Source organism: Streptomyces sp. NPDC025721, from assembly GCF_055558595.1.
Map to the genome: position 1 here is coordinate 68660 of NZ_JBVHMF010000001.1, position 22489 is coordinate 91148.

A 22489-nucleotide genomic window follows, 5' to 3' on the forward strand; every position below is an offset into this window, starting at 1 on the left:
CCCCTATCGCACCGTTCGGGTACCCGCCTTGTGGTTTTTTGGGGGCGGCGCGGGACTAGGAGGGGAGGCGCTCTTGGAGGTGGACCGTGACGGTGTCGCCCTCTTGTTTGCTGATGGCTTTGCGCAGCTCGGCGGTGACGGGGAGTTTGTGGGTGCCGTCGCCGAGGGCCATGAAGGAGCTCTGGAAGGGGTGGCCGTCGATCGTGCCCCGGACCTTGACGAGGCCGCGGGTGCCGAAGAAAGCGGCGGACTCGGGCCAGACGACGTAGGTCCAGCCGCCCTTGTTCGGGCTTTTCAGCAGGGTCGCGGTGAATCGCATGTCCATCGTGGATACCGCCTGTTCAGCAGCTTTCGGTGGCGCGCCCCGGCCCGGGTCGTCCGCGGGCGTTCACCAGGTAGGACCGGCGACGAGGCGGAAACTCATCGCGGGCCGCGAAGGCTGACGTGCGGGCGGCGGGGGCTCATCTACAGTGCTGCGGTCAGTGCCTGTCAGCCGGTGATGTGAGAAGGAACAGCGGACCATGCCGACCGAGACGTTCGAGTTCCAGGTGGAAGCGCGTCAGCTTCTGCAGATGATGATCCACTCGATCTACTCCAACAAGGACGTGTTCCTGCGCGAGTTGGTGTCCAACGCCTCGGACGCGTTGGACAAGCTGCGGCTCGAAGCGCTGCGGGACAGCGAGTTGGACGTGGACGTGTCGGACCTGCACATCGGGCTGGAGGTGGACCGGGAGGCCCGTACGCTCACCGTGCGGGACAACGGGATCGGGATGTCCCGGGAGGAAGTGGTTCAGCTCATCGGGACGATCGCCAACTCGGGGACCGCGAAGTTCCTGCGGGAGCTGAAGGAGGCCGAGGGCGCGGGCGCCGCCGAGGGCCTGATCGGGCAGTTCGGGGTCGGGTTCTACGCGAGCTTCATGGTGGCGGACGAGGTCACGTTGCTGACGCGGCGCGCGGGGGAGACCGAGGGCACGCGGTGGACGTCCAGCGGTGAGGGGACGTACACCGTGGAGACCGTCGAGGACGCCCCGCAGGGGACGGCGATCGTGCTGCGGCTGAAGCCGGAGGACGCCGAGGACCGGCTGTACGACTACACCTCGCCGTGGAAGATCAAGGAAATCGTCAAGCGGTACTCGGACTTCATCACCTGGCCGATCAGGATGGCCGCGGAGCCCGCGCCCGGAGGCGACGCCGACACCGACACCGACACCGACACCGAAGGCGACACCGAGGACGGTACTGACGCGGCGGCTCCCAAGCCCGAGCCCCAGCTCGAAACGCTGAACTCCATGAAGGCCCTGTGGGCCCGCTCCCGCGACGAGGTCAGCGACGCCGACTACCACGAGCTGTACAAGCACATCAGCCACGACTGGAACGACCCGCTGGAGATCATCCGCCTCCACGCGGAAGGCACCTTCGAGTACCAGGCGCTGCTGTTCATCCCGGCGCACGCGCCGCAGGACCTGTTCATGCGCGACTACAAGCGCGGCGTCCAGCTCTACGTGAAGCGCGTCTTCATCATGGACGACTGCGAAGCGCTGATGCCGCCGTACCTCCGCTTCGTCAAGGGAGTCGTCGACGCGCAGGACCTCTCGCTGAACGTGTCGCGCGAGATCCTCCAGCAGGATCGCCAGATCGAGCTGATGCACCGTCGGCTGGCGAAGAAGGTGCTGTCGACGGTCAAGGACATGATGGCCGCGCGGCCCGAGCAATACGCCACATTCTGGCGGGAGTTCGGCCGCGTCCTGAAGGAGGGGCTGCTCGGCGACTTCGAGAACCGTGACGCGATCCTCGGCGTCAGCTCCTTCGCCAGCACGCACGACAAGGACGCGCCGACGACGCTCGCGCAGTACGTCGAGCGGATGAAGGACGGCCAGGAGCACATCTTCTACGTCACCGGCGAATCGCGGCAGGCCGTCGAGAACTCCCCGCACATGGAGGCGTTCCAGGCCCGCGGCATCGAGGTGCTGCTGCTGACCGACCCCGTGGACGAGGTCTGGGTCGACACGGCACCGGAGTTCGGCGGCAAGCAGTTCCGCTCCGTCGCCAAGGGCGAGGTCGACCTCGGCACGGAGGAGGAGAAGCAGGAGGCGGGGACCGAACGGGAGAAGCAGCAGGAGGAGTTCGCGGGCCTGCTCGCCCGTATGACGGAACTGCTGAGCGAGCAGGTCAAGGACGTACGCCTCTCCTCGCGGCTCACCGTCTCGCCCGCCTGCGTCGTCTCGGACACCAACGACGTGTCACCGGCGCTGGAGAACATCTACCGCGCCATGGGCCAGGAGATCCCGCACGCCAAGCGGATTCTCGAACTCAACCCCAAGCACCCGCTGGTCGTCGGCCTCAACCGCACCCACGCCGAGCGTCCCGACGACCCCGCCCTCGAAGAGACCACCGAACTCGTCCACCAGCTCGCCCTGTTGGCGGAGGGCGCCGAACTCCCCGACCCCTCCCGCTTCGTGAAGCTGGTCGCGGACCGCCTCGAACGCACCTTGTGAGACGGGGTTCTTGAGGGCGTTGGGGCCGGGGGCCGTATGGATCGCCGTACGGCCCCCGGTTCTCCGCGTGAGCCCCTGTACGCGTGAGCCCCTGTGCGCGAGCCGCCGCACCGCGCGACCCCCGTACGAGAGCCGCCGCACGCGCGACCCCCGTACGGCGAACCCCCGTACGCGCGCCCTCTATACGTGCGGCGTCGCCGCGACCGCCTGCTCCGCCGTCCACCGGTCCATCCGCTCCCACTGCCCGAGCAGCCACTCGCTGCGCGCCGCGTCCCCGACCGGGACCTCGGCCGCCGGTATCCGCCACCAGTGGACCCGCACCGGGCGGCGGAACGGCAGGAAGTCCCAGGCGGCGCGCGCGGACGCGATGACGTCGAGGCCGGAGTGCACGATGAAGACCACCTCGGCGGTGGGCGCGGCGGCCAGTACGGCGAGGCTTCCGGCGTCCCGCGGCGGCAGCACGTACCGCAGCCGGGCCGCGCGGGCCGCGCGCCGGTACTGGCCGAGGCGGCGCAGGCTGGCGATGGCGCGGCGGTGGCGGCGCGGGGTGAAGTTGCCGCCCTCGGGGAAGATCACGAGCGCGTCGCGCGACCGCAGCCCCGCCGCCAGTTCGGTGATCGCGTCCTCGGCGGTGCCGTGCGCGGGGGGCAGGAAGCAGTGCGGGACCCGGCCGAGCAGGACGTCGAGGCACGGATCGGCGCGCAGGACGCCCTTCAGCACGGTGTGCGGCAGCAGGCGTACGTCGGTGAGCAGCGTCTGGAGGAGCAGGAACGAATCGCCGACACCCGCGTGCCGGACGAACACCACGAGCGGTACGTCCGGCGGCCGGTCGCCCACGGGCAGCGCGGGCGTCATCTCCACCTCCAGGCGGAACAGCCGGTCCGCCACCTTGCGCAGTACGGCCAGCAGCCGCGCGAGGAGTGCGAACGCCTCGGCCGCCCGCCGGTCCCGGTCCGCCCGGGGGTGGTGCAGGAAGAGCGCGGAGGCCGCCAGCACTCCCGTGAGGTCCACGACGAGGTAGACGAGCAGGAATCCGGCCATACGCGTCGGCCGCCACGCGCCGCGCGACGGGATCGACACGGGCGCGCTGAGTACGGTCACGGTGATGAGGAGCGCCGCGGCCACCGGTATCAGCGCGACCACGAGCGCGGTGGTGACCGTACGCCGGGCGGCCGTGACCAGCGCGGCGCCCGCGGCAGCGGCGGCGGTGCCGGTACGGGTACGGGTACGGGTACGGGTCGACGGCCGGACCCGCGCGGCCGGGTCGGCGCTCGCGAGCGCGTCCGTATCTGAACCCGCCGGGCCCGTGCTCGCTGGACCCGTAGCTGGACCCGTGCCTGAACCCGCCGGACCCGGCCCCGCGTTCAGGCCCGAGTCGAGGCCCGTCACGCCGGACCCTCGGCGGAGTGCGGGTCCTCGGCGCCGGAGCCCTCCGGGACAAGGGACTTGGGGGCGGCCCCGTCGAGCGCGCTCTCCAGATACCGCGACGACGCGGCGTAGGCCCGCTCGATACGGTCCGCCGTCTGCCCGAAGGCCCGGTGCCGCAACTGGCCCAGCGCCCCGGCCGCTTCACCGGACGCCGCCCCGCTGGGCAGTACGTGCACGGTCACGTCCGACGGCAGGTCGGCCATGTCGCGGGCGAACCGGTGCCTGCGGGCGATCTCGAAGGCGACCATGGCGACGTCCCACGGCAACTTCGGCGGCGTCAGCGGCCGTTCGATGCGGCCGACCTGGAGGACGTAGATCTCGCGCGCGCCCAGGGCGACGGCCCTGCCCACCGGGATGCTGTTGACGAGGCCGCCGTCCACGAAGTGCTCGCCGTCGACGTCGACCGGCGGCAGCAGTCCGGGCACGGCCGACGAGGCGAGCACCGCCTCGATCAGCGGGCCGCGGTCGAACCAGTGCTCGGCGGCGTTCTCGATGCTCGCCGCCACGCACTGGAAGGGCACCTCCAACTCCTCGATGAGCGCGACCTGTACGTGCTCACGCAGAAGGTCGACCAGCGGCGCCGGGGTGTAGAGGTGCGTACGGCTCCGCACGGCGGTGCTCACGCGGCCCATCAGCGAACCGGCGAACACCCCGGCCTTGCCCAGCCCCGTCCACAGCTCGATCAGCCGGCCGACGGCGGTCTGCGACGGCTCGGCGGCCACGGCGGCCCCGTTGATCGCTCCGACGGAGGTCCCGAGCACCATCCCCGGCTTCACCCCCTGCGCGAACAGAGCCTTGAGCATGCCCACTTCGTACGCCCCGAGGGCCCCGCCGCCCCCCAGCACGAACGCCGGTCCCCCCGCTTCACCCGCACTGTGGTCCATGCCAGAACGCGTGCCCCCGCTCCTTCCCCCCAATCAGCCGCCCGAACTCGCCACAGGCGCGGTGCCGCCTCGACGGCCGGGCGCTTTCGCGGCGGACGGCGCGGGCCGTAGCGGACCGGCGTACGCCGTCGGGGCGGCGGCTGCGTCCTTGCGCCGACCGGGGCTTCGCGAGCGGGGGGTGGCGGCGGGGCGGTTGGAGCAGACTGGTGGGCCGCGTCGCGTCGGGGCGAGCCGGGCGGGCCGAGCCGGTGCCTTCGTCCTCCTTCCGCCGAGCCGGTCCGGTGCCGACCGCCACGTCACGGCGAAGGGCGTACACCGATGACCGAACCCCCGACGACCGAAGAGCCTCCGACGACCGGCCAACCCCCCACGGCCACATCCACGGCGCGCACCGCTGCTGTCGGCGACGACGAAAAGGCCGTACCCGAGGAGGAGTTGCGCCTGACGTTTCCGGGCGACCGCAGCGAGGAGGCCGGTTACGCGATCACGCTGCGCGCCATGGCCCGCCGACTGCCCCAACTGGTGCGCCGGGCGCTCGGCATGGCCTGGCACGTGGACCGCAAGGCGGTCACCGCGCTGCTCGCCTGCCAAGTCCTGTCCGGCGTGCTGGAAGCGCTCGGCCTGCTGGCGGTGACCGGCACGATCACGGCCGTCATCGCGTCGGGCCACATCGACGAACGGCTCCGCCAAGCCGCGCCCTCCCTGGCCCTGTTGGCGTCGGCGGCGGGCGTACGGGCGGTGCTGGGCATCGCGATCACCGGTCTGTCCACGCGCCTGGCCCCGCGGATCTCGCGGGAGGCGGAGCTGCGGCTGCTGGACGCGGCGACCCACGCGGAGCTGACCGCGTACGACCACCCTGGCTACAACGACCGTTGGGACGCGGCCGACCGGGGCGTCGAGGTCTCGCAGGACATGCTCAACCAGTCCCAGAACATCCTCGCCGCCGCCGCATCGTTGATCGCCGCCGCGGCCGTACTGACCAGCGTCCACCCCGTGTTGCTGCCGCTGCTCGTCCTGGCCGCGCTGCCGCAGGCCATCGCGGGCGTACGGGGGGCGCGGCTGAACTACCTCGCGTCGCTGGAGACGATGAAGGACCGCCGCCTGCTGAGCGTCCTGCGGTGGAATCTGGTCGACAAGCAGCACGCCGACCAGATCCGTTCCGGCACGATGGCCGACTTCCTGCTCGGCAAGTACCGCGCGGCCGGGGCGCGGGTGGACGCCGCGACCGACCGGGCCGCCTGGCGCGCGGCGAAGATGTCGCTCGTCGGGAGCCTGGCCGGGGGAGTCGCGGCCGGAGCGGTCTGGGCGGCGCTGCTCTTCCTGATCAGCACCGGCCGCGTGTCCGTCGCGTCCGCGGGCACGGCGACGTTCGCACTGCGCACGGTCGCTTCAGGACTGCGCGGCATCATCGGCTACGGCGCCATCATCTTCCGTACCGGGATGTACCTTGACGACTGGTCAGATTTCCTGGACGAGGCCGGTGGCCACCGGATCGCCCGCGGCGAGACCGTACCGACCGGCCCGGCCGTCGTACGCGCCGACCGCCTCACGTACACCTACCCGCACGCCGACCGGCCCGCCCTGCTCGATGTCAGCCTCGACGTGCGGCGCGGCGAAGTCCTCGCCCTGGTCGGCGAGAACGGCTCGGGCAAGACCACCCTCAGCAAACTCCTGTCCGCCCTCTACCTCCCCGACCGCGGCGCCGTCGTCTGGGACGGCGCCGACACCCGCACCCTGGACGCGCACGCCGCCTGGTCACGCGTGGCCGTCGTACCCCAGGAGTACGCGAAGTGGCCGCTGACCGCCCGCGACAACATCACGCTGGGCCAGCCCCGAACCGACCACCCGCACAGGGCGGTTGATACGGCCGCCCACGCCTCCGGCGCCGACGAGGTCGTCACGTCCCTGCGCTCGGGCCTGGACACCCTCCTGGCCCGCGAGTGGTGGGGCGGCCAGGAACTCTCCGGCGGCCAGTGGCAACGCGTCGCCCTCGCCCGCGCCTTCCACCGCGACGCCGGACTCCTCGTCCTCGACGAACCCACCGCCGCCCTCGACCCCCGCGCCGAACACCGCATCTTCACCGGCCTGCGCACCCTCGCCGCCGACCGCGCCGTCGTCCTGGTCACCCACCGCCTCACCAACGTCACCGTCGCCGACAAGATCGCCGTCCTCGACCAGGGCCGCCTCGTCCAATACGGCACCTTCGCCCAACTCCGCGTCACACCCGGCCTCTTCCACGACCTCTGGCTCCTCCAGAACGACCGCGCGCCCGGCATCCCCGCCCAGCCCCCCGGCCCCGTGGAGCGGCAGCAGACGGCCGACCTCTGAGGCCGAGAGACGACTACGGAGGCGCCGGAATTTCCGACACGCCGCCGGTCCGGCCGCACTTCGCCCCGGCCGACGCCCCCTGCCGCTTCGTAGCGGAGCGTCCTATGATCGTCGCGCTACGTGGGAGGGGGTGGGCCATGGCGGCGGGGGGATCGGCTTCGCGGCGGGCTCAAGAGGCGCGTCGGCAGGAGCGGTTGCTGCGGGAGCAGTGGCAGGCGGCGCGGCGGCAGGCGCGGCAGTGGGAGAGCGCGAGCGAGGGCGAACAGCGCGTCAGCGCGCAGTTGTTGGTGCTGACCGAGCGCGGCTGGCGGCTTCTGGTGGACCGGCGGTGGCCGGGTACGCGGTCCGCGAACGTGGACATGCTGCTGGTCGGGCCCGCCGGTGTCTTCGTCGTGGACGTCAAGAACTGGCGCGCCGACCCGGAGGTCGAGGACGGCCGGCTCCTCGCGGGCGGTGAGGTGAGGGACGAGCACGCGCGCAAGCTCTCGGCGGTGACCAAGACCGCCGAGACGGCGGTCGCCTCGTTGGGGATGTCCCCGGTCGCGGTCCGGCCGCTGATGGTCTTCGCCGACAAGCGCGTGGACACCGCGCTGGGGAGAATCCGGCTCCTGGGGGAGCGGGAGGTCGGTCCGTATCTGCTGGCGGAGCGTCACCGGCTCAACGCCGCCTCGGTGAGCGTCATAGCCGACCACCTGGGGCGGGTGTTCCCCGAGTACGAGGGATCGTCCGTCACAGAGCCGGTCACAGAGCCGGCCACAACGTCGACTACGGCGCCGTCCAGCGTGCCGCGCTCCGGACGCCAAGAGCAGCTCGCCGCAGGGCTGTTCGACCTCGACGGCATGCGCGAGGCCGCGTTGGACGCCGCCATGCGGGCACCGATCGAGCAGTGGATGACCTTCCTCGCCCAGGACCAGATGGCCCTCGTCCGCCGCAACTGGTCCGGCCCCGCCCGTATCAGCGGACCCGCCGGTACGGGCAAGACCGTCGTCGGTCTGCACCGCGCGTCCTACCTCGCCCAACGCACCACGGGACGCGTCCTGTACGTGACCTTCGCCAGCAACCTCCCGCGCGTGCAGGAGACGTTCCTGCACGCGATGTCCCCCGCGGTCGCCGACCGGGTGGAGTTCCGCAGCCTGCACTCGTGGGCGCAGCAGTACACGCAGGACCGCGGTGTGCCGGTGAATCTGAACGGGGACAAGGCCGAGACGGCCTTCAGCCTCGCCTGGACGCACGCCGGGCGCGACAGCCCGCTGACCGAACTCGACCCGCTGCCGCGCTACTGGAAGGACGAGATCGACTACGTCATCAAGGGCCGCGGGATCACCTCCTTCGAGGAATACGCCGTCCTGCCGCGCCGCCGCCGTCGGGTGGGCCTGCGAAGGCCCCACCGGCAGGCGGTCTGGGGACTCTACGAGGCGTACGAGTCGCTGCGCGTCCAACGCGGCGTGCACGACTTCAACGACGTGCTGACCCTCGCGCTCGCCGAGGCGAGCAGCTCCACCGAGGCCGCGCCGTACGCGGCCGTCATCGTCGACGAGGTCCAGGACCTGACCCTCGTCGGGGTCAAGCTGCTGCACGCCCTGATCGGCGACGCTCCCAACGGCCTGCTGCTCGTCGGGGACGGACAACAGGCCGTCTACCCCGGGGGATTCCGGCTCTCCGACGCGGGCATCGACATCCGCGGCGAGCGCGGGCAGGTGCTCAGCACCAACTACCGCAACAGCAAGAACATCCTCGACGCGGCCCTCGCGGTGGTCGCCGACGACGCCTTCGAGGACATCGACGGCGTACGCAGCTCCGGCGCCAGGGAAGTCGACCTGACCTACCACGACGGCCAGGTGCGGCGTGTGGACCGGCCGACCGTCGAGGACCACGACCGGGCCCTGCTGGAAGCGCTGTTGGCCCTGACCCCCGCCGAGCGGGCCGACTCCGCCGTGCTCTGCCCCTCCGTACGGGCCATCGGCCGCTACCGCGACCTCCTCACGGCTTCCGGCCTCCCGGTCTGCCCGCTGGAGCGCTACGCCGGTCACGCCGTCGAGGGCGTCAAGCTCGGAAGCTACCGGCGCGCCAAGGGACTTGAGTTCAAACGCGTCTACCTTCCGCGGTACGACACCTCCCTGCTGACCGGCGCCGAAGGGCTCTCCGAGACCGAGCGCGAGCGCCGCGAACTCGGCCGCAGCCAGCTCTTCGTCGCCATGACCCGCGCCCGCGACACCCTCTGGCTGGGCAGCGTCACTCCCGTCGTCCAAGCGTGACGCGTCTACGGACGCTCGGCGCGCAGCCTCCGCAGGAGGTCGCGGCTCGCGACGGTGAAGGGGTGGTCCTGGCCGAGGCTCTGGGCGCGGCGCGCGACGACGTCGTCCATGAGCGCGATGCCTTCGTCGGTGTGACCGAGCGCGGTGCGGGTGCGGGCCTGGAGCTGGCGGGCGGCGAGGGCGATGGGGTAGTCGGGTCCGAAGCGGTGCAGATAGGTCTCGGTCACCTCGCCGATCTCGCTGTCGGCTTCCTCGAGGCGGCCCAACTGGAAGAGCGCCCAGGCGTGGTTGTGGCGGGCCCCCACGGAGACGGTGTGGTCGACGCCGAGGTGTTCCGCGCACTGCCCCGGCAGCGACAGCAGGCCCGTGCGTCCGTCCTCCGCGGTCAGTTCCGCGGCGCCGAGCGCGGCCAGGATGCTGGACCGGGAGCGCAGCGTCAGCGGATGCCACGGCCCCAGCGCGGCCTGGCGGCCCGCGGCCGTGGCGTACAGGAGCGTCAGCGACTCCTCGGCGTGGCCGAGATTGCGCAGGACGAGTTGGAGCCCGTGCGCGCTGTCGAGGCTGTCCGGGTCGTCGGCTCCGAACCGCTGCCGCTGGGCGGTGAGCGTGCGCCGCAGCGACTCCTCGGCCTCGGTGTAGCGGCCCAGCCGGAACAGGACCCGTCCGGCGCGTGAGCGTGCCGCGAGTACGGCCCGGTGCCCGTCGCCGAGCGTCCGCGCCGCGATGTCCGCCGCCGCGCCGACGGTCTCCCACGCCGACGGGTAGTCGCCGGTGCGGTGCATCGCGGTGGCCAGCCGGGTGGCCACCTCCAACACCTCGGCGACGACGGCGGGTTCGCCCGTCCGCCGGAGCAGTGCGCGTACGTGGGGCGCCAGGAGCCGCAGCCGCGGATCGTACGGGCCCGCGTCGGGCACCTCCGGCAGCGCGGCGCCGAGCAGGCGGCCGGCCGTCGCGTCCAGCACAGGGGCCTGCGCCGCCGGGGTGGCGGCCACGACACTGTCGAGCAGTACGCCGTGCCCGAGAACGCAGCGCAGCCCCGCGTTGTCGCCGACGTCGACCCGTTCGACGAGCGAGTGGTCGAGCAGGGCGCGCAGCGCCGACTCGGCGCGACCGCGGGGCAATACGGCGCTGATGCCGTCGTCGTTGAGGACCGACAGCGGCAGCGGCTCGGGGGCCAGCCGGGCGATCAGACGCAACAGGTCGACCGCTTCGGGCAGTCCGCGCGCCGCGAAGGCGTCGAGCGTCAACTGCCAGGTCTGTCCCACCAGATGGCGGGGGTCCGCATCACTCAAGGCATCGGCCCCTCGGTCGAGCAACTGGACTGGGAGTTCTTCCTCCAGATGGCGTCCGTACACATCCATCGTCCAGGGCTCTATGACCTGGTGGGAGAGGAAGCCGCCCGCGAGGGTGAGCGCGAGCGGGAGGCGGCCCAGGCGGTCGGCGATCTCGGCGGCCTGGGCGAGCGTGCCGGTGTGCGGGGCGAGGTCGCGCAGGACGCGCGCCGCGTCCTCGCGCGGCAGGACGCCGATGTGCTGGAGTTCCGCGCCGGGCCACCAGCGGGGTGCGGCTCGGCGCGTGGTCACCAGCACCGTGCCCCGCGGACTGGTGCGCAGCCAGCTGCCGTCGCTGAGGATCGCGGGGTCGTCCGCGTTGTCGAGCACCAGCAGCCAGGGATCAGGGGAGCCGGCGAGGTACCGCCAGACGAGGTCGGCCGCGGGCCGGTAGCCGTTGCGGGCGGCCAGCAGTTCGCCGTCGGCCGCGCCGCGGTCCGCGGCGACCGCGAGCATCCCGGAGCGCAGGCTGGCCCGGTCCGTGGCGTTCACCCAGAGCCCCACCCGACCGTACTCGGCGGTGGCGGTCTGGAAGAAGGCGTGGGCGACCGCGGTCTTGCCGCAGCCACCCATGCCGTACAGCACGAAGATGTCGTCGCCGCTCTGCGCGGTGAGGGCGCTCCTCAACCGGTCGAGGACTTCGGTGCGGTCCCGCAGGACCAGGGGCGGGCGGCCGACGGCGGGCCGGCGCACCGAGTCGGGACCGGCCGGGGCCTGCGGCCCGCCGTCGTAGTGGTGGTGCTCGCTGATGTGCTGATCTCCCGACGCCTGGTAGACCCGGCCGTCGTCCTGGGCGCGGCCGTCCATGGACCCGCCGGTCGTACCGCTCACCGCTCGGTGACGCGCTGGGCGCGGCGGGTTTGGGCGCGGCCGGGCGGGAAGCGGCCGGTCCGGAGGCGAGCGGGCTGGAAGCGACCGGTCCGGGCGCGGCGCCCTTGTGCCAGGACGCGGTGACGCGTGGTCCGCCAGGCGTGGGTCGCCATCGGGGCGACCACGGGGGCTCCGGCGGTCCGCGTGAGCACCGCGAGTTCCGGATCCACAGCTCCCCCTACCATTCAATAATCTGATCATATTGGCTTTGAGCCAATTCGAGGACCGTTCACGTCCGGCGTGGATCATTATTGCACCGGGAGTCGAATTGCGATAGGCATCCGAAGGCGGTCGCCGCCGTCGTGGCATATGCCAGACGGCTGGTTATCGGGTACGCTCCGGCTGTAGTGACGCCGATGCGGGTACGATCCGCACGCGGTACGACAGTACGCAGCCGATCCTGGGGGCAACCATGACCAGACCATGGGAAGCAGATCCCGACACCACATTCTTAAAGCGCCTCGGTAAATCACCTCAGGAGCTGGGGAATACGACCGACACCCCCGACTGCCCCGACATCTGGGAGCTGGAGAACGGCGACATCGCCGTCATCGGCCGGGATCTGACGGCCTCCCTCGGGCGGAATCTGCCCGCCGGGGTCTCGGTCGGCTCCGACGAGCGACTCGTCGTCATCCCGAGAAACATGCTGATCGCGGCGAAACCGGACATTCCCAGTGTTTGACTCCTTTCCCAACGGCACCTTCGAACGCCTCGCCCGGCCCGCCTACCACGAGGAATTCTTCCGGATCCTCAAAAGCGGCGTCAGGAGCCAGGACAAGCTGGAACGCGGCCAGCATTTCCAGGAACGCGGTTTCGCGAGCTGGGAGGCATTCGCCGCCGGGCGCTGGGAAGAAGCACTCGCGCTCATCGAGGAAAGGCGTCCGGCCTACGCCCGGCAGTTCGCCGAGGCGGAGGATCTGGGCGTCGCGCAGCGGCGGCTCCGAGTCGTCGAATTCCCCGTGACGCCGTACGTGCAGTGGGAATTGCACGTCCTGCGCCTGCGCGCGGCCGTGGGCGACCGGATCAGGGTCCTGGACGCGCGGACGATCGCGGACATCGAGCGCGAGCGCACGGTGCCGGAGGTCGTGATCCTCGGTGACGTGGTGATGTACGAGGTGCAGTACGACGACGAGGGAAACGCGGACGGGGCCAGGAGGTACGCGGAACCCGCCCTGATCGCCGAGACCAGGGCGGGGTTCGCGTCGCTCTACGCGCGGGGCGAGCCCTTCGGCGACTTCTTCGACCGCGAGATCGCCACGCTCTCACCGCCGGTCATCGACGGCGTCGGCTAGTCGGCCGCCGACCGCCGGGCGGCCCCTAGGCGTTCGCGAGGACCACGCAGGCGGTGAGGTGCCAGGTGGGGGCCGCGGAGCGGACGCGTCCGTCCGGCGTCTCCCCGCATCCGTCACGGGTCGACTGCCGCGCGGCGGACGGGTGTTGGGGGCCGGGGCGCGGCTGGCCCCGAAGGGTGAATGTCCATACATATGTGCTTGTGGTGGCGCGAGCGCGTCCCGGCCTACCGTTGATTGTTGCCCGCTGTCGCCGCGCGACGGCGGGCACGGGTGCTTCGTGGTTCGGGTCGAGGTCGAGGGGGACCGCTCATGGCCAGCGCGTTTCAGGAGCAGAAGCTCAGGGGGATGTTCGGCGCGTTCGACGCCGACGGTGACGGCTACCTGCGCGAGGAGGACTTCAGGGCGCTCGTCGCCCGCTGGAACCGGCTGCCCGCGGTGGCGCCGGGCACGGAGTTGCGCGCACGCGTCGAGACGCTGCTGATGGGCTGGTGGGCGGCGCTGCTGGAGACCGGCGACACCAATGGGGACGGCGCGGTCGACTGGGGTGAACTGCTCGCGCTCGTCGACCGGTTGCCCACGATGATCGCGGACGTCGTCGCCACCGCCGACACCGTGTTCGAGGCCGTGGACGCCAACGGTGACGGCGTCATCTCCCCGGAGGAGCACCGCACGCTCGTGGAGACCTGGAACGGCCGGCCCGTCGACATGACCGGCGTCTTCGAACTCCTCGACCTCAACGGGGACGGCCACCTCAGCCGTGAGGAATTCACCCTGCTGTGGCGCCAGTTCTGGATCAGCGACGACCCGGCGGAGCCGGGCAACTGGCTGTGCGGACGGTTCCCGACGCAGCGGCACTGAGGTCGCCGCCGCGGGCCCGTGCGGGGGGCGCCGGGCCCGCGTCACGACGGCAGGCGCGATCACCTCCGGCATCCCCGGCAAGTGCGTCGACATCGCGAACAGCGGCACCGCGAACGGCACGGCCGTCCAGCTCTACACCTGCAACGGCGGCGCGAATCAGCGCTGGGTCGCGCGGTCCGACGGGCCGCTGCTCAATCCGCGGTCGGGCCGCTGCCTCGACGATCCGGGCTTCTCGGCGGCCGACTGGACGCGGTTGCAGATCTGGGACTGCGACGGGGGCGCGAACCAGGCGTGGACGCTTCCGGGCTGAGCCCGGCCCGGCCTCGGGCGGGTGGGCGGCCGGTGCATCGAGAAGCCGGTGCGCGGGTCCCGGCCGCGGCGGGAGGGGCGTACGTGCCCGCGTACGTACGCCCCCGCGGTACGTCTCTACGCCCGCCCCCGACGCCCGGCCTCCCCGACCGGGCCCGGACCAGCCACCGGCCGCTCCGGGTTCAGGCCCGGATCAGGCCCCGACCATGCCCCGGCCGCTCCCGGAATCAGCCCGGACCAGGCACCGGCCGCACCCGCGGCCCCTGTGCTCACGATCACACCGCTCGGCGTCGCGGTGCCCGTGGCCGTGGCGTGCCCGGCTCCCCGCCGCCGCCCGGCCTCCCGCGGCGGGAGAATGTGGCCCGCCCGACCGCTCCCCGCCCCCGTCCGTGGTTATTGTTGCCATACGTCAAATGTTTGGCGTCCGTCGGTGTGCGCGGCGGCTCCTCTCTGGCCCCCGGTCGCGGGTGGCCGGGATCGTCCGGGAGGGCGCTGCGATGCAGGGTGTGGCTTTCCGGGGCGGGCTGCGGGCGGACGGGCTGCCCGCCGCGCTCGACGATCCGCGGCGGCTGGCCGCGGTGGCGGCGACCGGCCTGCTGGACACCGGTCCCGAGCCGGAGTTCGAGGACCTGGCGGCCCTGGCCGGTGCGGTGACCGGCTGCTCACGGGCGTTCATCACGCTGGTCGACGAGCGCCGCTCGTTCTGGAAGTCGTGCGTCGGGGTCGACATCACGGAGATCGCGGGTCGGCAGAATCCGGTGCGGGAGAGCTTCTGCTACTTCTTGGTCGGCCTGGACGGCGAGCCCTTCGCCGTCGAGGACGCGGCCACCGACCCGCGCACCCGCGACCACCCCTCCGTACAGCCGATGAAGATCGGCGCGTGGGCGGGTTACCCGATTCTCGGACCGGGCGGCGAGGTGCTGGGCAGCATGTGCGTGATCGACGACCGCCCGCACGCCTGGCGCCCGACGGAACTGGCCACGCTGGCCACCCTCGCGCGGGCGGTCGGCAACGAGATCAATCTGCGGACCTCGCTGGAGACGGCGCGCACCGCGCTGGCCGCGACCACCGACCTCGTACGCAGCCTCCAGGACAGTTTCCTGCCGCCCGTCCTGCCGACGGTCTCCGGTCTGGACGCCGCCGCCTCGTACACCCCGGCGGACGGCGGCATGGTCGTCGGCGACTTCTACGACCTCTTCCAGGCCCGCGGCCCCTGGTGGTGCGCCACGATGGGCGACGTGTGCGGGAAGGGCCCGGAGGCCGCCAAGGTCACGGCGCTGGCCCGGTACACCCTGCGCGCGCAGGCCACGCAGCACCTGTCGCCCGCCGTGGTCCTCGACCACCTCAATTCCGCGCTGCTCGACCAGCGCACGGACGGCCGGTTCCTGACCGCCGTGCACGCCACCTTCCGTACCACCGCCACCGGCGTGTCCGGCCGCCTGTGCACCGCCGGGCACCCGCCCGCCCTGATCCTGCGCGCCGACGGCCGCGTCCAGGAGTCGGGCCGCCGCGGCAGCCTGCTGGGCGTCCTGCCCGACGTGCACCTCACCGACGTCCGCTTCCGGCTCGCGCCCGGCGACACGCTACTGCTCTACACCGACGGCGCCACCGAGGCCCGTCCCCGCCCCATCGTCCCCGGAGCCCCGCGGCCGCTGTTCGGCGAGGAGAATCTCGCCGCCGCCCTCGCCGCCTGCCACGGCATGGACGCCCCTTCCGTCGTCCAGCGGATCGGCCGCGTCCTCGACGACCACAGCGGTGGGTGGGCGAGCGACGACACCGCCCTACTGGCGCTCCGCGTCCCGCCCCGCACGGCCGGTCTCTGACCTGACCGCCCCGCACGGCCGGTCTCTGACCCCGCCCCGCCCCGCCCCGCACGGCCGGTCTCTGACCGCTCGCGCCGCCGGGCCGCCGCCCCCTGCTCACCTCAGCGATTCACCTCGGCGCCCCGAGGACAAAAGCCGCATAGCGCCCTAGCCTCGTCTCATGGCTGACCTCCCTTTCGACGACGTACGGGACTTCGCGAACGCCGACCGCGGCTTCGTCGCCGCGCCCGCGTCCACCGCGGTGACGGCCGAGGACGGGTCGGTGGTGTGGGACTGCGGGGCGTACGCGTTCATGACGGCGGCGCAGTGCCCGCCGACCGCGAATCCGTCGCTGTGGCGGCAGGGGCAGCTCTGCGCCCGGTACGGCCTGTACGAGGTCACGCGGGGGATCTACCAGGTCAGGGGGTTCGACCTGTCGAACATGACCCTGGTCGAGGGGGAGCGCGGCGTCGTCGTCATCGACCCGCTGATCTCGACGGAGACCGCGGCGGCGGCCCTGGCGCTGTACCGCGAGCACCGCGGCGACCGCCCGGTCACCGGATTGGTCTACACCCACTCCCACGGCGACCACTTCGGCGGCTCGCGCGCCATCGTCCCGCACGGCAGCGAGCAGGACATCCCGGTCCTGGCCCCGGCCGGATTCCTGGAGCACGCGGTCGCGGAGAACGTGTACGCGGGCACCGCGATGACCCGCCGCGCGGTCTACATGTACGGGGCGGAGCTGCCCAAGGGACCGGCGGGCCAGATCGGCGCCGGTCTCGGCGCGACGACCTCGACCGGCACGATCAGCCTGGTGCCGCCGACGGTGCACATCACCAGCACCGGGCAGGAGGAGACAGTCGACGGCGTACGCATCGCCTTCCAGCTCACCCCCGGCACCGAGGCCCCCTCGGAGATGAACTTCCTCTTCCCCGACCACCGGGCCCTGTGCATGGCCGAGAACGCCACCCACACGCTGCACAATGTGCTGACCCTGCGCGGCGCGGTCGTCCGCGACCCCCGGATCTGGGCGCACTACCTCTCCGAGGCCCTGGCGATGTTCGAGGGCAAGGCGGACGTCGTCTTCGCCTCGCACCACTGGCCCACCTGGGGCCAGGAGGAGATCACCGCGTTCCTCACCGGGCAGCGCGACCTCTACTCCTACCTCCACGACCAGACCCTGCGGCTCATCAACCAGGGCCTGACCGGCCCGGAGATCGCCGAGGAGCTCACCCTCCCGCCCGCTCTGGAACGTACGTGGGCGGCCCGCGGCTACTACGGCTCGGTCTCGCACAACGTCAAGGCGGTCTACCAGCGCTACATGGGCTGGTTCGACGGCAACCCGGCCCATCTGTGGGAGCACCCGCCGGTCGAGCAGGCCCGCCGCTTCGCCGCCGACTACGGCGGCACCGACGCCCTCGTGGCCAAGGGCCGGGAGTACGCCGACGCCGACGACCTGCGGTTCGCCGCCACGCTCCTCAACCACGCCGTGTTCGCCGAGCCCGGACACCGGGGCGCGCGCGAGGCGCTGGCCGCCGTCTACGACCGCCTCGGCCAGGGCGCGGAGAACGGCACCTGGCGCAACTTCTACCTCACCGGCGCCATGGAGCTGCGCGGCCGCCTCGCCAAGGTCCGCCTCGACACCGCCAACCCCGAGATGGCGATGGCCCTCACCGTCGACCAGCTCATCGACTCCCTCGCCGTCCGCGTCGACGGCCCCCGCGCCTGGGACACCCGGCTGACGATGGACTGGCACGTCACCGACCACCGCCGCACCTGGCGCCTGACCCTGTCCAACGGCGCCCTCACCTACCGGTCCACTCCCGGCGCCCCCACCGCCACCACCGCGGACCTCACCCTGACCCTCACCCAAGCCCAGCTCCTCACCGCCCTCGCCACCCGGAACCTCGACAACGTGACCACCGAGGGCACCCCCGACACCCTCTCCCGCCTCCTCTCCCTCCTCGCCACCCCGGACCCGGACTTCCCCCTCGTCACGCCGTGAGCGGCGCCCGTCGTTCTGGGTGATGAGAGCGCACTGGTACCGCGGTACCAGTGCCGTGCCGAAGGGTCTCCCACGGTTCCAGGGATCGCCCCGCCCGCCCTCGTAACGTCGAAGGTGCGGGTCGCGCCGCGTTCTCGACGAGTGCGAGGAGCGCGACGAGCGCGATGAGTGTGACGAGCGCGACGAGCGCGACGAGCGCGATGAGTGCGACGACTGCTGCGAACGCGGTGAGCGCGTGAGTTCCGTACGCGAGGCGTGCGCGCGGGACGTGAGAGGACCAGGGGACCAGAGGCCGATGATCGAAGTGCGTGAACTGACGAAGCGGTACGGGGACAAGACGGTGGTCGACCGGCTGTCGTTCTCCGTGAAGCCCGGTGAGGTGACGGGCTTCCTCGGGCCGAACGGCGCGGGGAAGTCGACGACGATGCGCATGATCGTCGGCCTGGACGCCCCGACCCGGGGCTCGGCGACCGTCGGGGGCCGCCCGTACGCCCGGCACCGGGCGCCGTTGCGCCAGATCGGCGTCCTGCTCGACGCCAAGGGGGTCCACCCGGGGCGCAGCGCGTTCGGGCACCTGAAGGCGCTCGCGCTCACGCACGGCATTCCGCGCGGCCGGGTGGACGAGGTCATCGAACTGGCCGGACTCGGCAGCGTGGCGGGCAAGCGGGTGGGCGCGTTCTCGCTCGGCATGGGCCAGCGCCTCGGCATCGCCGCCGCCCTGCTCGGCGACCCCGAGGCCGTCATGCTCGACGAGCCGGTCAACGGCCTCGACCCCGAGGGCGTGCTGTGGGTGCGCAATCTGCTGACCGGGCTGGCCGCCGAGGGCCGGGCCGTGATGCTCTCCTCGCACCTGATGAGCGAGATGGAGCTGATCGCCGATCACCTCGTGGTCATCGGGCGCGGACGGCTCCTCGCCGACACCTCGCTCAAGGACTTCACGCACCAGGCCGGCGGCGGCGGGGTGCGGGTCGTCAGCGGCGAGGCCGCCCGACTGCGGGACGCGCTGGCCGCGCCGGGCGTCACCATCACGTCCTCCTCCGACGAGGAGTTGCTCGTCCACGGCTGGGCGGCCCGCGACATCGGTACGGTCGCCGCGCACTGCGGGATCGCGCTGTACGAACTGGCCCCGCAGACCGTCTCGTTGGAGACGGCCTTCATGCGCCTCACCCATGACTCCGTGGAGTACCACAGCGACCCCGCGGGCACCGAGCGGAAGGCCGCCTGATGACCACCGACACGATCGCCGTCGCCGTACGCGCCGACCGGGACGGGCAGGGGGTGACCGGCCGCCGCGTCCTGCGCTCGGAGCTGAGCAAGTTCCTTTCGCTGCGCTCCAGTTGGATCACCCTGGGGGCCTCGGTCGCCGTACTCGTCGCCTTCGGCGTGATCGCCGCCGCCGTCTACCGTCCCCCCGGCGCCGACGCGACCGGGACGCCCGACGACCCGGTCGGCCTCGCGCTGACGGGCGCGGGCGTCACCGGCCTGATCGTCGGCGTGCTCGGGGTGATGATGTCCGCGGGCGAGTACAGCACCGGCATGGTCCGTTCGACCTACGTGGCGGTACCGCGCCGGTGGCCGGTCCTGGCGTCGAAGAGCGCCGTGATCGGCTCGCTGGTCCTGGTCCTCACCGCGGTCGCCGCCGTGGTCACCTTCGGCCTGGGCGCGACGAGCCTGCGCGGCGACGACATCGCGCTGTCCCTGGGCGACGAGGGCGTGCTGCGCGGCCTGGTCGGCGCCGGCGTCTACCTCGCGCTGTTCGCCGTGTTCGGCGTGGCCCTGGGGACGCTGATCCGCTCCACCTCCGGGAGCATCGCCGCCCTGGTCGGCCTGCTGATGCTGCTGCCCGGCCTGACCGCGCTGCTGCCCGACTCGCTCCAGGACGCGGTCGAGCGGTACACCCCCGGCAATGCGGGCTCGGCGATCTACGCCCTGCACAAGGCATCGGACTCCCTGTCGCCCGGCGCGGGACTCGCCGTCTTCGCCGCCTGGGTGGCCGTGGCCCTGGGCGCCGCAGCCATCCGGCTGAAGCGGTCCGACGTCTGATCGTCGCGGCGGCCGACCGTTCGTCGGAAGGGTCACCAGCGGTGACAATGAGGCTTATGCACCGGGACCGGGACTTCAGGGCCACGATCGCGGCCCGGGGCCGGGATGTCAGGGACGGGCTTTCGGCGCGGGGCCGGGATGTCAGGGCGCGGGGCCGGGATGCCAGGGCGCGGTTCCTGGCCGGGAGGCGGGATCTCAGGGTCGGGTTTCTGGCCAGGAGGCGAGACCCCCGCGTCGAGGTCTCCGCCCGGGACCGGGGCCCCGGGGCCGGATTCTCCGACCGCGACCCCCGAACCGCCTTCGCCGCCCCGGACCGGGGGACGCCGGTGCCGTCCCTCGGTCCCGAGGCCGCCCTGGGGCACCCGGTCCTGAACCTCATGCTGCAAGCCAGCGGCCTCCTGCGGGAGTACGACCGGCGGCACCCCTGGCTGCTGGACACCGCGGTCGTCCTGCTCTTCGCGGGCGTCTGCCTGCCCAACCTGCTCTCCGGCGGCGCGCCCGCGGCCGTCGCGGCGGCCGACGCGCACGGGGCGCCGTCGACCGCCACCCTCTACGTGCTGTTCGCCGCGCTCGTCCTGCCGCTGTGGTGGCGCCGCCGCGCCCCGGCCACCGTGCTGGTCGTGACGATCGCCGCCTTCCTCGTCCAGTCCGCGATGGACGCCGGGCTCGTCGCCTCGTTCAGCCCGCTCATCGCCCTGCACAATGTCGCCCGGCACAGCTCCCCGCGCGTGCTGGGCTGGGCCACCGCCGTGGCCGCCGCCGCGAACGTGGTCGACGTCTTCGCCCTGGAGCCCGCGGGCAGCGAGTTCCTCGTCCTCTTCTTCCTCCTCGGACTGGTGACCGCCGCCGTCGCCACCGGTCTGACCCTGCGGACCCGCAGGTTGTACCTGACCGCGCTGGAGGACCGCGCCCGGCGCCTGGAGGTCGAACGGGACCAGCGCGCGAGGCTCACCGCCGCCGCCGAACGCACCCGTATCGCCCGCGAGATGCACGACATCGTCGGCCACAACCTCTCCGTCATGGTCACCCTCGCCGACGGCGCCTCGACGCTCGCCGCCCGCAACAACGAGAGCTCGACCCCGGTCCTGCGCATGGTCGGCGACACCGGGCGGCAGGCGCTGGGCGAACTGCGCCGCGTGCTCGGCGTCCTGCGCGGGGACGACGACGCCGCGGACCGGCGGCTCAGACCGCAACCGGGCATCGGCGACCTCGACATGCTCCTCGCACGGGTCCGCGCGGCGGGCCTCGCGGTCACGTACCGCACCACGGGCGAACTCGCCAAACTGGGCGAGGGCCTGCAACTCACCGTCTACCGCATCGTCCAGGAAGCCCTGACCAACACCCTCAAGCACGCCGGTACGGCCACCGCCTCGCAGGTCACCGTGACCGCCGACGCGGGGACGGTACGCATCCGCGTCACCGACACCGGCCCCCCGTCGCACGCCGCCGGCCCCGCGGCGCCCGCCACCGGGGACGACGAGCACGGCCACGGCCTCGTCGGCATCCGCCAGCGCGTCGCCCTGTACGGCGGTACGGTCACCATCGGCCCCACCACCGACCAGCCCGGATGGACCGTCGACGTCCAGCTCGACGCGACCGTCGACCCCACCGACCACAAGGCGGAAAGCCACCTGCCATGACCACCTCCGTGCTGATCGTCGACGACCAGCCCATGCAGCGCTTCGGCCTGCGCATGCTCCTCGAGGGCAGCCCCGGCGTGACCCCCGTCGGCGAGGCCACCCACGGCGCCGAGGCCGTCCGCATGGCCGCCGAACTGCGCCCCGACGTCGTCCTCATGGACATCCGCATGCCCGGCATGGACGGGCTGGAGGCCACCCGCCAGATCATCGCGGCCGGCGGCCGTACCCGCGTCCTCATCGTGACCACCTTCGACCTCGACGAGTACGCCTACGAGGGTCTGCGCGCCGGGGCCAGCGGCTTCCTCCTCAAGGACGCGGGCCCCGAGGAACTCGTCTCGGGCATCCAGGCCGTGGCCACCGGTGACGCCGTCGTCGCCCCCAGCCTCACCCGCCGCCTCCTCGACGCCCACGCCCACCACGTCCTCACCCCGCCCGACTCCCCGGCCGCCCAGGACCCCCGACTCCGCGAACTCAGCGCCCGCGAACGCGAAGTCCTCGTCGCCATCGGCAACGGCTGGACCAACTCCGAGATCGCCCGCCACCTGGTCCTCTCCGAGTCCACCGTCAAAAAACACGTCGGCCGCGTCCTCGCCAAGATCGGCGCCCGCGACCGCATCCAAGCCGTCATCCTCGCCTACGACGCCGGCCTGGTCCGCTCCAAACGCTGACCGCCGGAACGTACGGATTCCGCCGCCCTCCCGCCACGTCCCACGTCCCACGTCCCACGCTCAGCTCGGCCCGCGCCCGGCCCCGAGGTCTCGCGGGACGGCGGCTTCCGGCACGGAACCGATCCACCCGTACGCGCCCGGCGATGCGTACGGGCAACGGGAATCCCCGGGGCGCGGGCCCGAAACCTCGGGGTGCGGCCTCGCGCTTCGTGACCACTAGGATCCCGCCATGTCTGACGATCTCGGCTTCACGTGTTCGTGCTGCGGAAACCATCACGCGG

General features: G+C 72.4%; 17 protein-coding genes. 13 read left to right on the forward strand and 4 right to left on the reverse strand.

The genetic code is table 11. The features are described 5' to 3' along the window. Positions 1–55: 55 nt before the first annotated feature. Complete coding sequence (locus ACZ4EF_RS00380; RefSeq protein WP_467501939.1) at positions 56–325, reverse strand: DUF1905 domain-containing protein; 270 nt, start codon at positions 323–325, stop codon at positions 56–58. A 196-nt stretch (positions 326–521) separates the two neighbouring features. Between ACZ4EF_RS00380 and htpG the strand changes: the two genes are divergently transcribed. Next, positions 522–2495, forward strand: coding sequence for a molecular chaperone HtpG (htpG, locus tag ACZ4EF_RS00385; protein ID WP_467501941.1), 1974 nt, complete (start codon positions 522–524; stop codon positions 2493–2495). A gap of 180 nt (positions 2496–2675) precedes the next feature. Here htpG and ACZ4EF_RS00390 read toward each other — a convergent pair whose 3' ends face one another. Beyond that, positions 2676–3884: a lysophospholipid acyltransferase family protein gene (locus ACZ4EF_RS00390; RefSeq protein WP_467501943.1), complete on the reverse strand. Its 1209-nt coding sequence runs from the start codon at positions 3882–3884 to the stop codon at positions 2676–2678. Then, complete coding sequence (locus tag ACZ4EF_RS00395) at positions 3881–4807, reverse strand: patatin-like phospholipase family protein (protein WP_355335972.1); 927 nt, start codon at positions 4805–4807, stop codon at positions 3881–3883. Before ACZ4EF_RS00395 ends, ACZ4EF_RS00390 begins: the two co-directional genes overlap by 4 nt. Before the next feature lie 318 nt (positions 4808–5125). Between ACZ4EF_RS00395 and ACZ4EF_RS00400 the strand changes: the two genes are divergently transcribed. Continuing rightward, positions 5126–7135 (forward strand): ATP-binding cassette domain-containing protein, encoded by a 2010-nt coding sequence (locus tag ACZ4EF_RS00400; RefSeq protein WP_467501945.1) that lies wholly within the window; start codon positions 5126–5128, stop codon positions 7133–7135. A gap of 194 nt (positions 7136–7329) precedes the next feature. Beyond that, the gene (locus ACZ4EF_RS00405; protein ID WP_467501947.1) at positions 7330–9390 is read left to right on the forward strand and encodes a nuclease-related domain-containing DEAD/DEAH box helicase; all 2061 of its coding nucleotides are present in this window, start codon (positions 7330–7332) and stop codon (positions 9388–9390) included. Between the two features lie 5 nt (positions 9391–9395). Here the strand turns inward: ACZ4EF_RS00405 and ACZ4EF_RS00410 are convergent, their stop codons facing one another. Next, a complete protein-coding gene (locus tag ACZ4EF_RS00410; protein ID WP_467502615.1) occupies positions 9396–11528 on the reverse strand; it encodes a tetratricopeptide repeat protein in 2133 nt (710 codons plus the stop codon). A 475-nt stretch (positions 11529–12003) separates the two neighbouring features. Here ACZ4EF_RS00410 and ACZ4EF_RS00415 point away from each other — a divergent pair, with 475 nt between their 5' ends. From ACZ4EF_RS00415 to ACZ4EF_RS00460, 10 genes are all read left to right on the forward strand, one after another. Next, the gene (locus ACZ4EF_RS00415; protein WP_188284120.1) at positions 12004–12273 is read left to right on the forward strand and encodes a hypothetical protein; all 270 of its coding nucleotides are present in this window, start codon (positions 12004–12006) and stop codon (positions 12271–12273) included. After that, positions 12266–12883, forward strand: coding sequence for a DUF6879 family protein (locus ACZ4EF_RS00420; protein ID WP_401718473.1), 618 nt, complete (start codon positions 12266–12268; stop codon positions 12881–12883). Before ACZ4EF_RS00415 ends, ACZ4EF_RS00420 begins: the two co-directional genes overlap by 8 nt. A 309-nt stretch (positions 12884–13192) precedes the next feature. After that, entirely contained in the window at positions 13193–13741 is a 549-nt protein-coding gene (locus ACZ4EF_RS00425; protein ID WP_355335982.1) for an EF-hand domain-containing protein, read from the forward strand. Then, positions 13641–14051 carry a ricin-type beta-trefoil lectin domain protein gene (locus tag ACZ4EF_RS00430; RefSeq protein WP_467501950.1) on the forward strand — a complete coding sequence of 137 codons (411 nt, stop codon included), beginning with the start codon at positions 13641–13643 and terminating at the stop codon, positions 14049–14051. Before ACZ4EF_RS00425 ends, ACZ4EF_RS00430 begins: the two co-directional genes overlap by 101 nt. 496 nt (positions 14052–14547) lie before the next feature. Beyond that, the gene (locus tag ACZ4EF_RS00435; RefSeq protein WP_391042544.1) at positions 14548–15873 is read left to right on the forward strand and encodes a PP2C family protein-serine/threonine phosphatase; all 1326 of its coding nucleotides are present in this window, start codon (positions 14548–14550) and stop codon (positions 15871–15873) included. Between the two features lie 160 nt (positions 15874–16033). Next, a complete protein-coding gene (locus tag ACZ4EF_RS00440; RefSeq protein ID WP_401314709.1) occupies positions 16034–17857 on the forward strand; it encodes an alkyl/aryl-sulfatase in 1824 nt (607 codons plus the stop codon). Between the two features lie 295 nt (positions 17858–18152). Then, positions 18153–19082, forward strand: a complete 930-nt coding sequence (locus tag ACZ4EF_RS00445) for an ABC transporter ATP-binding protein (protein WP_355335988.1) — start codon at positions 18153–18155, stop codon at positions 19080–19082. Next, positions 19082–19900, forward strand: coding sequence for an ABC transporter permease (locus tag ACZ4EF_RS00450; RefSeq protein WP_467501954.1), 819 nt, complete (start codon positions 19082–19084; stop codon positions 19898–19900). Before ACZ4EF_RS00445 ends, ACZ4EF_RS00450 begins: the two co-directional genes overlap by 1 nt. A 377-nt stretch (positions 19901–20277) precedes the next feature. Further along, positions 20278–21540: a sensor histidine kinase gene (locus ACZ4EF_RS00455; protein ID WP_391042552.1), complete on the forward strand. Its 1263-nt coding sequence runs from the start codon at positions 20278–20280 to the stop codon at positions 21538–21540. Continuing rightward, positions 21537–22208 (forward strand): response regulator transcription factor, encoded by a 672-nt coding sequence (locus tag ACZ4EF_RS00460; protein WP_355335994.1) that lies wholly within the window; start codon positions 21537–21539, stop codon positions 22206–22208. Before ACZ4EF_RS00455 ends, ACZ4EF_RS00460 begins: the two co-directional genes overlap by 4 nt. Positions 22209–22489: the final 281 nt, after the last annotated feature.

Coding starts and splice junctions, on each gene's coding strand:
- ACZ4EF_RS00380 (WP_467501939.1), bottom strand. CDS start 325: ATGGACATGCGATTCACCGCGACCCTGCTGAAAAGCCCGAACAAGGGC.
- htpG (WP_467501941.1), top strand. CDS start 522: ATGCCGACCGAGACGTTCGAGTTCCAGGTGGAAGCGCGTCAGCTTCTG.
- ACZ4EF_RS00395 (WP_355335972.1), bottom strand. CDS start 4,807: ATGGACCACAGTGCGGGTGAAGCGGGGGGACCGGCGTTCGTGCTGGGG.
- ACZ4EF_RS00400 (WP_467501945.1), top strand. CDS start 5,126: ATGACCGAACCCCCGACGACCGAAGAGCCTCCGACGACCGGCCAACCC.
- ACZ4EF_RS00410 (WP_467502615.1), bottom strand. CDS start 11,528: ATGGACGGCCGCGCCCAGGACGACGGCCGGGTCTACCAGGCGTCGGGA.
- ACZ4EF_RS00415 (WP_188284120.1), top strand. CDS start 12,004: ATGACCAGACCATGGGAAGCAGATCCCGACACCACATTCTTAAAGCGC.
- ACZ4EF_RS00425 (WP_355335982.1), top strand. CDS start 13,193: ATGGCCAGCGCGTTTCAGGAGCAGAAGCTCAGGGGGATGTTCGGCGCG.
- ACZ4EF_RS00435 (WP_391042544.1), top strand. CDS start 14,548: ATGCAGGGTGTGGCTTTCCGGGGCGGGCTGCGGGCGGACGGGCTGCCC.
- ACZ4EF_RS00440 (WP_401314709.1), top strand. CDS start 16,034: ATGGCTGACCTCCCTTTCGACGACGTACGGGACTTCGCGAACGCCGAC.
- ACZ4EF_RS00445 (WP_355335988.1), top strand. CDS start 18,153: ATGATCGAAGTGCGTGAACTGACGAAGCGGTACGGGGACAAGACGGTG.
- ACZ4EF_RS00450 (WP_467501954.1), top strand. CDS start 19,082: ATGACCACCGACACGATCGCCGTCGCCGTACGCGCCGACCGGGACGGG.
- ACZ4EF_RS00455 (WP_391042552.1), top strand. CDS start 20,278: ATGCTGCAAGCCAGCGGCCTCCTGCGGGAGTACGACCGGCGGCACCCC.
- ACZ4EF_RS00460 (WP_355335994.1), top strand. CDS start 21,537: ATGACCACCTCCGTGCTGATCGTCGACGACCAGCCCATGCAGCGCTTC.